Origin of the sequence: Streptomyces sp. NPDC088350 (assembly GCF_044753545.1) — a bacterium.
GTDB lineage: Bacteria > Actinomycetota > Actinomycetes > Streptomycetales > Streptomycetaceae > Streptomyces.
The window spans coordinates 871,225-883,216 of record NZ_JBIVNL010000003.1; the positions used below are offsets into that span (position 1 = coordinate 871,225).

The 11,992-nt window shown below is 72.9% G+C and carries 8 protein-coding genes; all 8 read right to left on the reverse strand.

Annotated features, from left to right (window positions below):
• Nucleotides 1-53: 53 nt before the first annotated feature.
• Nucleotides 54-2,111, reverse strand: coding sequence for an elongation factor G (gene fusA, locus ACIQBL_RS13825; protein ID WP_401940658.1), 2,058 nt, complete (start codon nucleotides 2,109-2,111; stop codon nucleotides 54-56).
• 251 nt (nucleotides 2,112-2,362) lie between these two features.
• Nucleotides 2,363-3,205 carry an NlpC/P60 family protein gene (locus tag ACIQBL_RS13830; protein WP_401940661.1) on the reverse strand — a complete coding sequence of 281 codons (843 nt, stop codon included), beginning with the start codon at nucleotides 3,203-3,205 and terminating at the stop codon, nucleotides 2,363-2,365.
• A 154-nt stretch (nucleotides 3,206-3,359) separates the two neighbouring features.
• A complete protein-coding gene (locus ACIQBL_RS13835; RefSeq protein ID WP_401940663.1) occupies nucleotides 3,360-7,205 on the reverse strand; it encodes a helix-turn-helix domain-containing protein in 3,846 nt (1,281 codons plus the stop codon).
• A 168-nt stretch (nucleotides 7,206-7,373) separates the two neighbouring features.
• Entirely contained in the window at nucleotides 7,374-7,751 is a 378-nt protein-coding gene (locus tag ACIQBL_RS13840) for a hypothetical protein (RefSeq protein WP_401940665.1), read from the reverse strand.
• Between the two features lie 183 nt (nucleotides 7,752-7,934).
• A complete protein-coding gene (locus ACIQBL_RS13845) occupies nucleotides 7,935-8,627 on the reverse strand; it encodes a response regulator (protein WP_401940667.1) in 693 nt (230 codons plus the stop codon).
• Complete coding sequence (locus ACIQBL_RS13850) at nucleotides 8,624-9,940, reverse strand: sensor histidine kinase (protein ID WP_401940669.1); 1,317 nt, start codon at nucleotides 9,938-9,940, stop codon at nucleotides 8,624-8,626. Before ACIQBL_RS13850 ends, ACIQBL_RS13845 begins: the two co-directional genes overlap by 4 nt.
• A 128-nt stretch (nucleotides 9,941-10,068) precedes the next feature.
• Nucleotides 10,069-10,914 carry an ABC transporter permease gene (locus ACIQBL_RS13855; protein WP_401940671.1) on the reverse strand — a complete coding sequence of 282 codons (846 nt, stop codon included), beginning with the start codon at nucleotides 10,912-10,914 and terminating at the stop codon, nucleotides 10,069-10,071.
• A complete protein-coding gene (locus ACIQBL_RS13860; RefSeq protein ID WP_401940674.1) occupies nucleotides 10,911-11,846 on the reverse strand; it encodes an ABC transporter ATP-binding protein in 936 nt (311 codons plus the stop codon). Before ACIQBL_RS13860 ends, ACIQBL_RS13855 begins: the two co-directional genes overlap by 4 nt.
• Between the last annotated feature and the right edge of the window lie 146 nt (nucleotides 11,847-11,992).

The following is an 11,992-nucleotide window of genomic DNA, read 5'->3' on the forward strand; positions in this document are numbered from 1 at the left end:
AGTACGTGGCGGGTGCGGGCCGAAGCTCCCCCTTCGGTCCGCACCCGCCACCGTCACCGGACGGTCACCGCACTCGGCGCGGGCGCGTACCCCGACGACCGGGCCGCGAACGTCCCCCGGCCCTGTGTCCGGCCGCGCAACCGCGTGGCGTAGCCGAAGAGTTCGGCCAGCGGCACGGTCGCCGTGACGATCGCCGAACCGCCCCGGATCGTCGAGCCGGTGACCCGGCCGCGCCGTGCGGCGAGGTCTCCGAGGACTCCGCCGACCGCGTCCTCGGGCACGGTGACGGTGACCTCGACGACCGGTTCGAGGAGGACCGTCGCGCAGGCGCGCAGGGCTTCGCGCAGGCCGAGGCGGCCGGCCGTGCGGAACGCCTGCTCCGAGGAGTCCTTCACATGGGTCGCCCCGTCGGTCAGCGTCACGCGCAGTCCGGTCACCGGGAAGCCGCCGATCGGCCCCTCGGTGAGGGCATCACGGCACCCGGTCTCCACCGAGCGGACGTACTCCTGCGGCACCCGCCCACCGACGACCGCCGAGCGGAACTCGAAGCCGAGGCCGTCGAGCGGCTCGACGTCGAACACCACGTGCGCGAACTGGCCTGATCCTCCGTCCGGTTTGACGTGCCGGTAGACCCGGCCGGTCACTCCGCGCAGGACCGTCTCCCGGTAAGCGACCCTGGGGCGGCCGACGTTGACGTCCACACCCGTGGCCCGGCGGATCTTCTCCACCGCGACCTCCAGGTGCAGTTCGCCCATGCCGGACAGGACCGTCTGGCCGGTCTCGGCGTCGGTCCGCACGACCAGGGAGGGGTCCTCCTCGGCCAGTCGGGCCAGGGCCGATGCCAGTCGGTCGGTGTCGGTGCTCCTGCGGGCCTCGACCGCCACGGAGACCACCGGGTCGGCGACCGCGGGCGGTTCGAGGAGCAGCGGGGCGCCGGGGGCACACAGCGTCGAACCGGCGCGGGCGGACTTGAGTCCGACCACGGCGACGATGTCCCCGGCGACCGCCCGGTCCAGGCGTTCGTGCCGGTCGGCCTGCACGCGCAGGATGCGCCCGATCCGCTCGGTGCGCCGCGTCCCCGGGTCCCACACCGTGTCTCCCTTCTCGATCGTGCCCGAATAGATCCGCAGATACGTCAGCCGTCCGGCCGCCGTCGCGCTCACCTTGAACGCCAGCGCGGAGAACGGGACTTGGGGGTCGGGGGCTCGCCTCTGCTCACCGCCGTCCTCGCCCGTTCCCCTTACCGCCGGCACGTCCAGCGGGGAGGGCAGATACGCCACCACGGCGTCCAGCAGCGGTTCGATGCCGCGGTTGCGGTAGGCCGAGCCGCACAGCACGACCACACCGTCGCCGGTGCGGGTCAGATCGCGCAGCGCCGCGCTCAACGTCCCGGCGGACAGCGTGGATGCGGCGTAGAACTCCTCCAGGGCGACCGGGTGCAGTTCCGCCACCGCCTCCTCCAGCAAGCGCCTGCGCCGCCGCGCCTCCGCCAACATGCCTTCCGGTACCGGGACTTCCTCCGGCGCATCGCCGCCGTCGGTCCACACCAGGGCCCGTAGGCGCAGCAGGTCGACGACCCCGGTGAAGCCGTCCTCCGTACCGATCGGCAACTGCACGACCAGCGGCGCCGGATGGAGCCGTTCGCGGATCGACGCGACGGCCGTGTCGAGGTCGGCGCCCGCGCGGTCGAGCTTGTTGACGAAGGCGATGCGCGGCACGCCGTACCGGTCGGCCTGGCGCCACACCGACTCGCTCTGCGGCTCCACGCCCGCGACCGCGTCGAACACCGCGATCGCGCCGTCGAGGACGCGCAGCGAACGCTCCACCTCGTCGGCGAAGTCGACGTGTCCCGGGGTGTCGATCAGGTTGACGCGGTGACCGTCCCAGGCGCAGGTGACGGCCGCGGCGAAGATGGTGATGCCACGGTCGCGCTCCTGGGGGTCGAAGTCGGTGACGGTGGTGCCGTCGTGGACCTCACCGCGCTTGTGCGTGCTGCCGGTGAGGTAGAGGAACCGCTCGGTGACGGTCGTCTTGCCGGCGTCGACGTGGGCGAGGATGCCCAGGTTGCGGACGGCGGAGAGCGGGTGGGTGAGAGGGAGTTCGGTGCGCACGGCCCGTGGCCTTTCGAGAGTGATTCCGTGCAGGGCGGCGCGATTCCCGTACGAGAGAAGTGAGTTGACGGTACGTCAGTGACTCGTCACGGGTGTCCGGTACCGGCCGCGCGGCGGGTACCGGAGGGACGAGGACACGAGGATCACGGCGGTGCGGTCACGCACGGCGGGCTCCCCTCACTCGTCAACGGATGTGGCGAGTGTAGGGAAGCCCGGGGTGGTGGGGCACCGGATTTTTCGGGGGCGGGCGGTCAGGCGCAGGTGGGGACGCCGTCGAGCCAGGCCGGACCCTGGATGTAGATGTTGGTCATCCATGCCTTGTAGTCGGGCAGGTAGGCCCAGGCGTCGTTGGTGTAGCCGTCGGAGGTGACGGTCTCCGCGTGCTTCTGGCACTCGACGCGGATGCTGGTCGCGTCGGGGAAGGCGTAGACGCGGCCGGCGCTCACGGAGGGTGCCGTCTTCGTCCACACCCCGGTGCCCCAGGTGCGGAAGACATGCCCGGTCACCGCACCGGTGTTGACGCGGACGGCCCCGAAGTAGTCGCCGCCCAGGCGGACATCACTGACCATCAGATGCGTGCCCGACTGCCTGGCCTCGACCATCTTGCCCGCGCCGAGGTAGATCGCGATGTGGTGCAGGTCCGCCGAGGAGCCGTAGGCCAGGAGGTCGCCGGGGAGCAGCGGGGCCTCGCCCTGGGCGGCGGTGAAGCGGGCGGCGGCGCGGGTCGTGTAGTACTGCCGGCTCGCGTCGCCGTTGAGGATGTCGGAGCCGGCGGCCTGCGCGTAGGCGTAGCGGACGAGACCCGAGCAGTCGAAGCCGAGCCGGGAGCCGTCGTCCCTGCTGGCCTCGTCAACGCCGTCGTACCTGCCGTAGGTGGCGCCCGGTTGGTCGCCGTGGCCGCCGCTCCACGTGTACCAGGTGCCCGCGTCGACCTGGGCGCAGGCGGCGGCGATCGCGCTCTGCGCGGCGGCCGAGGCGCCCGGTGCGAGGACACCGCAACCGCTCGTCGCCGGGGCGGCGACGGCCGCGGGTGCCCAGAGGAGGAGGGCGAAGAGCCCGATGAGTGTGCCGATGATTCCGGTCCGCCGGAGCATGCCGGGACCCCCGATTTCTGTGTGCCGTGAGTGGTCGTCCCTCAGCCTGCCGACCGTGCCCCGGCCGGTCGAGGACCGGGCGTCGCCCCACCCCGAAGGGCAACGGGAAACCCTGGGGAAACCCCGTCCCACCAGCGGCAGTTGACGATCCGCCTCAGGGCTTCGCGCACCCTGGGGTGAAGGACACGGGCAGTCCCGGCATCAGCGTCCTGCGCTCGCGAGGGCCAATTGCCTTGCGCAGGCGGCAGATTCGGGCGAGTTGGACGCCGGGGTCCAGGTCCCACAGGCGTACGGTCCCGTCGTTGCTGCCGCTGGCGACGGTCCGCCCGTCCGGGGCGAACGCGACGCCCCACACCGCGTTCGTGTGCCCGGTGAGGGTGGCCCACGGCCGCCGTCCGGGCACGTCCCAGAGCCGAACCGTACGGTCGCTGCCGCTGCTCGCGAGGAGGCGGCCGTCCGGGGAGAACGCGATGCCGCGCACGGATCCGGTGTGGCCGGTCAGGGAGGCCTCGGCGCGGCGGTGGCGGACGTCCCACAGGCGGACGGTCCCGTCGTTGCCGCTGCTCGCGAGGGTCCGCCCGTCGGGGCTGAAGGCCACCCCGCGCACGGCGCCGGTGTGTCCGGTGAGGGTGGCGAGCGGGCGGTGCGTGGCCGTGTCCCACAGGCGCACGGTCAGGTCGTCGCCCGCGCTGGCGAGGGTGCGGCCGTCGGGGCTGAACGTGACGTCGTTGGCGGAGTCCGTGTGGCCGGTGAGGACGGCGAGTCGACGGTGCGTCGGCACGTCCCACAGCCGGACCGTGCGGTCGGAACCGGCGGAGGCGAGGGTGCGCCCGTCCGGGGCGAACGCCACCGAGAAGACGTCCCCGGTGTGGCCGGTGAGGACTCCGAGCGGGCGGCGGGCCCGGACGTCCCACAGCCGGACCGTGCCGTCGGAGCCGGCCGAGGCGAGGGTGCGGCCGTCCGGCGCGAACGCCACGGAGAACACGCTCTCGCGGTGGCCGGTGAACGTCGCCACGACCCGGCGCCGCGCCACGTCCCACAGCCGGACGGTGTGGTCCGCGTCGGCGGTCGCGAGAAGTCTGCCGTCCGGGCTGTACGCGGCCTGCGTGACCTCGGTGAACGGACGTGCCGACAGCACCGGGCCGCGCAGGTCCCACAGCACCACGGACTGGTCGAACCCGCCGGTGGCCAGGGTCGTCCCGGTGGAGTCCACGGCGACGGACATCACGTAGTCGGTGTGCCCGGCGAGGATCGCGGCCGTGCGTCCGGTGCGCACGTCCCACAGGCGGGTCGTGCCGTCGCCGCTCGCGCTGACGACGGTCGCGCCGTCGGGTGTGTAGGCGACCGCGTTGATGTCGTCGCTGTGCCCGGTGAGGATCGCGGTGTTCCGGCGCGAGCCCACGTCCCACAGGCGTACGGTCCGGTCGATGCCCCCGGAGGCCACGCTCCGCCCGTCCGGCGCGAACGCCACCCCGAGCACCTCGTCGGTGTGCCCCCTGAGGACGGCGAGGGCCCGGCCCCGGTCGGTGTCCCACAGGCGTAGGGTCCGGTCGGAGCCGCCCGAGACGAGGGTCCGGCCGTCCGGGGCGTAGGCCAGCGCGTCGACCCGCCCGGTGTGCCCGACGAGCCGTACCTCGGACGGATGGTCGCCGCCGGTGTCCCACAGCTGGACCGAGCCGTCGGCGGCGGCGATCGCGAGGGTACGGCCGCGGGGGTCGAAGGCGAGCGCGCGGGCGCCCCTGGTGCGCACGGGCAGCAGGGTCCGCACCCGGTGGTCGGCGGTGCCCCAGATCCGTACACCCCCGGCCGTGGAGGTCGCCGCGAGCAGGGACCCGTCGGGGCTGAAGGCGGCGGACCGGCACCCTCCGGGAACGGTGAACTCGGCGACCGCGCGGTGGTCGGCGGTACGGCGCAGTTGTACGGTGCCGTCGCCGCCGGCCGTCGCCAGCAGCCGGCCGTCCGGCGCGAAGGCGACCGAGTTGACCGGCCCCTTGTCGCCGACGAGGCGGGCGGAGAAGGCCTGGGCCTGGGTGCTCAGCAGGGCTCCGCGTGCCTCGGGGGTGCGGTCGGCGCGGTAGGCCTCCTCGGCGAGCAGCATCGACGCCTCGGGCTGGCCGCCGGCCAGGGAGGTCGACTGCACGGCGAGGGCCTGGGAGCGGGCGACGCGCTCCTGGTCGAGGGCGCTCGCGCGCTGCTGGTAGGCGAGGCCGCCGGCGGTCACGGCGAGACCGAGCAGGACGGCGAGAGTCGCCAACAGGGCCTGCCTGAACCGGATCTGACGTCTCGCCAGATGGCGGCGGGTGTCCTCCTCCGCCTGACTGGCCTGGAGGAAGGCCTCTTCGCGGGGGCCCAGGCGGCTGCGGCCGTCGAGGTCGTCGGCCCAGGCGCGGACCGTGTCGAGGCGGGTGCCCCGGTAGAGGGCGGACGGGTCGTGGTCCTCGCGCTCCCATTCGGCGGCGGCGTGGGCGAGTTGCTGGTGGATGAGGAGTCCGGCCCGGTCGGCGTGGATCCAGTCGCGCAGCCGGGGCCAGGCGTGCAGCAGCGCCTCGTGGGTGATCTCCACGGTGTCGCGGTCCACGGTGATCAGCCGGGCCCGCACGAACACGTCGAGCGCGGCCGACGCGCCGTCCGCGTCGCCGAGTTGCTCCATCAGCGCGCTACGGCTGGCCCGGCGCCGGGTCGCCACGGTCCCGTCGTCGGACACGTGGACGAGCCGGGACAGGACGCGCCGGATCGTCTTCTGCTCGGCCGGGTACAGCTGGGCGAACACGGTCTCGGCGGTGCGGGCGATGGCGCCCTGGATGCCGCCGGTGCGCTCGTATCCGGCCACGGTGAGGGTGGTGTCCTCGCGCTGCTGCCAGGTGGCGAGAAGGGCGTGGGAGACGAGGGGCAGGGCGCCGGACGGGGTGTCGTCGGGGGCGGTGGAGCCGGTCGCGCCGGCCGGTTCGTCGCGCAGTCCCGCGTCGCGCAGGAGGAGGGGGACGAGGCCGGGTTCGAGGGTGACGCCGGCGAGTTCGGCGGGGCGGGTGATGGATTCCCGCAGTTCCGCGACGGACATCGGGAGGAGGACGAACAGTCCGTCGGTGAACACCGGGGCGAGTTCGGGGAGTTCGAGGCAGCGTCCGGAGAAGTCGGCGCGGACGCCGAGCACGACGACGGCGGGGTCGGGGCCAGTGGACAGCGCGCGCAGCACCCGGACGAAGGCCCGTCTCTCGCCCTCGTCGGAGCAGAGGGTGAACAGTTCCTCGAACTGGTCGACGAGCAGCACCGGCAGGGCCGGTGGCGGGCGGCGGCCGTCGGGACCCGGCGGGGTGCCGTCCGTGCGGGCGCGGACCGCTTCCAGCAGGGCCGCGGGGCGGTCCGCCACCTGCCGTGCGGTGAGGTCGAGATCGCTGCCGAGGGCCTTCGCCGTCCGTTCGAGGAGTTCGTCCAGCGGATGGACGGTGGGCGTCAGCGCGACCACCGGCCAGCGGTCGGCGCCCGGCATCGGGAAACCGCCGGGGCGGCGGAGTGCGGGGACGAGGCCGGCGTTCAGGAGGGAGGACTTGCCGGCGCCGGACGGGGCGACCAGCAACAGCGGTCCGCCGCCCACGCGTTGGAACACCCGCTCGACCAGCGCGGCCGTGGCCCGCTCCCGGCCGAAGAACCAGCCGGCGTCCTGCGGGGTGAACGCCGACAGTCCGCGGTAGGGGCACGGCGGAGCGGTGACATCGTTGCCGCGCTCCCTGCCCGGTTCCACCAGCCGGAGCAACTCGCCCTCGGCGCGCAGGATGTGGTCGCACTGACGGGCCACGTCGACGGTCGCGCGCTTGACACCGGTCTCGATCTTGCTGAGATAGCCCTTGCTGTAGTGCGTCTGGCGTGCGAGGTCGGCCAGCGACAGTCCGCGTTCCCCGCGCAGCCGTCTCAGCTGCGCGGGAAAGGACAGCGTGGCCTGCGCGGTGCTTTCCGGCTGGTCGGTCCGGTCGGCGCCCGCGTGGTCGTGTGCCTGGTCCCCCAAGGCGTCCCCCCTGGCACCGGCCTGCCCGGATCGTGAGACGGCGGATGCCCAGGTTACTGCGGGGGTCGGACAGGGAGCCAGGCGTTTCACCCGGAGTGGCGAAAACGGGACTGCCGGGACCGGCGTGGGCCGGTCCCGGCAGTCCCTCCCCCGTGGCGAAGGATCCCGCTACGGCCTGTTGAGGGTGATGGAGTTGATGGGGGTGAGGTCGTAGTAGACCGCGTAGTCCTGCGCGAGGGTGTAGACGCAGCCGGTACCCCCGTAGTTGTTGCACAGGCTCGCGGAGGCGCCGCCGTACTGGTTGTTGATGACGTAGTGGTAGCCGAGCTGGTTGCTCAGGTTGTGGGCGCCGTAGCTGTAGTACACGTTGGTCGGGTTCGGGTTGTCGGGCGGGTAGACGCCCTGGCCATAGATGCACACCGCCCCTGACGGACACCCGTACACCGTGCTGCCACTGGCGGGCGCGGCCTGGGCCGCTCCGCTCATCGCCACCACCGCGGTGGCCGCGGTCGCGAACGCGGCGGCGGCGCCCAACATCTTGCGCATGTTTCCCCCTAGTGGGTCTCCTGCGTCGTCGCAGGCGGTCCTTCGTGCTGACGGGATCAGCCTGTCCCGGGGGACGGGGGAGGTCGACGGGTTTCCTGTTGCCCGTCGGTGGGACGACCGGGAAACCCGGTGTGAGCAGGGGGTTCGTGGGGCGGTGGTCAACCGGCGGGGAGCACCGGGCGGTCACTGCTCAGGTGCGTTGGGGCGGGCGAGGCCGAGGTCGTAGGCGAGGATGACGGCCTGGATGCGGTCGCGGGCGCCGACCTTCGCCAGGACACGGCCGACGTGGGTCTTCACCGTGGACTCGGACAGGAAGAGGCGCTCGGCGATCTCGCCGTTGGTCCAGCCCCGGCCGATCGCGACGAGGATCTCGTGCTCGCGTTCGGTCAGGGCGCGGATACGGGGGTCGTCCGTCGCGGGTGCGGCCGACGGGCCTTGCGGTGAGCGTTTCGGGAGGTGCTGGGCGTAGGCGTCCAGCAGGCGGCGGGTCAGCGCGGGGGCGATGACCGCGTCGCCGGAGGCCACCGCGCGGATGCCGGCGAGGAGTTCCTCGGGGTGGGCGTCCTTGAGGAGGAAGCCGCTGGCTCCCGCGCGCAGCGCCTCGTGGGCGTACTCGTCGAGGTCGAAGGTGGTGAGGATGAGGACGCGGGAGCGGTCGCCGGCCGCGACGACGCGGCGGGTGGCCTCGATGCCGTCCATGCCGGGCATCCGTACGTCCATCAGGATCACGTCGGGACGCAGTTCGGCGGCCATCCGCACCGCCTCGCCCCCGTGCCCGGCCTCGCCGACCACCTCGGTGTCGGGGGTGGCCTCCAACAGCATCCGGAAACCGAGGCGTTGGAGGGGCTGGTCGTCCACGATGAGGACGGTCGTCATGCCGCGCCCCCGATCGTGTCGAGCGGGGTGAGGTCGAGGGTGACCCGTACCGTCCAGCCGCCGCCGGGGGCGGGTCCGGCGGTGACGGTGCCGTGGTAGAGGGCGGCGCGTTCTCTCATGCCGGCGAGTCCGTGTCCTTCGTCGTGGCCCGGTACGGGCCCGGCGGCGATCTCGCCGGGGCCGGTGTCGTGGCAGTCGATGTGCACCCGCGCGTCCTCGACGTTCACCGCCAGCTCGACGCGGGTGTCGTGGCCCGCGTGCTTGAGGGCGTTGGTGAGCGCCTCCTGCACGATGCGGTACACGGTCAGCTGGACCCCGCGATCCAGGGCGGCCGGCTCGCCGCCGGTGCGGTACACGACCTGCGGGCCGGCCGCGCGGATCCGGGCGCACAGGGCGTCGACGTCGGCGACGCCCGGCTGGGGGCTGAGTTCGGGGGCGTCCGGGGCGGCGGTCTGGACCCGCAACACGCCCAGCATGCGCCGCAGTTCACCGAGCGCCTGGCGGCCGGTGTCGCCGATGAGGAGCAGGGCCTGCTTGCCGCGTTCGGGGGCGAGGTCGGTGGCGTAGGCGCCGCCGTCGGCGAGGGTGATGATGACGGAGAGGTTGTGGCCGATGATGTCGTGCATCTCCCGTGCCACGCGGGTGCGTTCGGCGGCGGCGGCGAGCTTGCTGCGCTGGTCGCGCTCGACCTCCAGGCGGGCGGCCCGGTCGCGCAGTACGGCGAGCTGGGCGCGCCGGATACGGACGACGAAGCCGAGCGCGACGGCGGCGGTGATCGTGCTGAACAGGACGAACAGCGCGTCCAGGACAGGGACTTCGGACGGCAGCCGCAGGGCGAACAGTCCCAGGGCGGCGAGGGTCACGGCGCAGGCGGCGGGCAGCCGGCGCAACTGCCCGTGCAGGACCAGGCTGTAGAGGGAGATGAGCAGGGCGACGTCGGCGCGCAGCCAGACCCCGAGCGCGGCCTGGACGAAGAACACCCCGGCGATCAGGGCGAAGGCCAGGGTCGGCCTGCGGCGCCGCCACAGCAGCGGCAGCACCAGGCCCGCCTGCAGGGCGACGGTCGCCGGCCAGGGCAGGTGGATGAAGCTGTTGTCGAAGCCGCGCCGTCGGCCGTCGTCGCCGTCCACCAGGTCCGGCAGGCAGAACATCAGCACGACCACGGCGATCAGGGCCGTGTCCAGCACCCACGGATGTCTCCGGTCGCCCTGCTTGATCCGCCGGCCGAACCGGGACAGCCCGCCCGCCACGGGGTGGCTCCACGGCAGGTCCGCCTCACCGAACGGCGCGTGGGCGAGGTCGTCGAGGCTCATCGGTGTCACTGGTCCGGGTTCATCGAGGTCACCTGTCCATTGTGGGGCTCCCCCGCAGGGAGCGTCGGCGCGGCACCCGCCCGGTGAACAGGACGGATGCCGCGCCGTGGCCGCGAGGGGAGCCTGTGTCAGGCGTCGGAGCGCACCAGCCGGTACGCGGCCCCGCCCAGCGCGAGCGCCGTCCAGCCGAGGAAGACCAGCAGTCCGGCGACCGGCGAGAGGGTCGTCGCGTCATGGGTCAGCGAGAACATCGCCTCACCCGCGTTGCTCGGCAGATACGGGCTGATGTTGTCCTGCCACGAGCTGGGCAGCAGCGAGATCAGTCCGGGCACCAGCATCAGCGAGGCGACCAGCACCGAGATGCCGCCGGCGACCGAGCGCAGCAGCGCGCCCAGCGCGGTGCCGATCACACCGACCAGGCCTAGGTAGAGACCGGCGCCGAACAGGCTGCGGACGACACCGGAGTGGGAGAACGTGAGGGCCGCGGGGGTGCCGGAGACGATGCCGCTCGCGATCGGGAACACCACGAAGACACCGACGAGGGAGACACCGAGCGCGACCACGCCGAACACGAGGGCCTTGGACCACAGCACGGGCAGGCGGCGCGGTACGGCGGCCAGCGTGGAGCGGATCATGCCGGTCGAGTACTCGCCGGCGGTGACCAGGACGCCCAGCACACCGAGGGCGAGCTGCGCGAAGTTCGTGCCGAACAGGGAGATGCCGAGCGCGGTGGCGTTGGCGTCGTCGGGCCGCAGATGGCCGGAGCCGTACTCGGACTTGTAGTGCGCGGCGGAGATCAGGCCGAAGGCGATCAGGAACAGCAGGCCCAGGCCCAGGGTGATCCAGGTGGAGCGCAGGGACCACAGCTTGGCCCACTCGGAGCGCAGCACGCGGCGCCCGGTGACCTTGTACGGCGGACGGACCTGCCGTACCTCTGCGGGTGCGGCGCTGTCGGTCGCGGTGATGGTGCTCACGCGGCCCTCCCGGGGGTTTCTAGGGTGCTGGAGCCGTGGTACTCGACGGCGTCCCGGGTCAGGTCCATGAAGGCCTGTTCCAGGGAGACGGTCCGCGCGCTGAGTTCGAACAGCGGGATGCCGTGCTCGGCGGCCTTGCGGCCGATGGCCCGCGCGGTCAGCCCGGTGACGTGCAGTTCCTCGGAGCCGACCTCGCCGGTGATCTCGACACCGGGACCGGCGAGCACCTCGCGCAGCTTGGCCGGCTGCTCGGAGGCCACGGTGACGGTGTCGCCGCCCGCGTGCCGTACCAGGTCCTGGACGGTGGTGTCGGCGAGCAGCCGTCCCCGTCCGACGACGATCAAGTGGTCGGCGACCAGCGCCATCTCACTCATCAGGTGCGAGGAGACGAACACGGTACGGCCGTCCGCCGCGAGCCCGGTCAGCAGGTTGCGGATCCACAGCACGCCCTCGGGGTCGAGGCCGTTGACCGGTTCGTCGAGCATGACGGTCGCCGGGTCGCCGAGGAGCGCGGCGGCGATGCCGAGCCGCTGCCCCATGCCGAGGGAGAAGGCCCCGGCCCGCTTCTTGGCCACCGACTGGAGGCCGGTCATTTCGATGACCTCGTCGACCCGGCGGCGCGGGATGCCGTGGGTGTGGGCCTGTGCCATCAGGTGGTCGAACGCGGACCGGCCCGGGTGGATCGACTTGGCCTCCAGGAGCGCGCCGACCTCCTGGAGCGGCGCGGTGTGCTCGGCGTAGGGCTTGCCGTTGACCGTGACGGTGCCGCTGGTGGGCGCGTCCAGGCCGACGATCATGCGCATCGTCGTGGACTTCCCGGCGCCGTTCGGGCCCAGGAAGCCGGTGACCGTGCCCGGCTTGACGACGAAGTCCAGCCGGTCGACCGCCGTCTTCTCCCCGTACCGCTTCGTCAGCTGTTGCGCCTCGATCATCGACATCCCTCACGTTCGCGTGCCACTGCCCCCACTGGGCACCGGCCACGCTAGGGCGCGTATCGGGTCGTGATCAATCTGCCGATTCGCCTTTGTGGTGGGGCCTGAACCGGTAGATGTTCTTCCGTGACACGAGTGCAACTGAC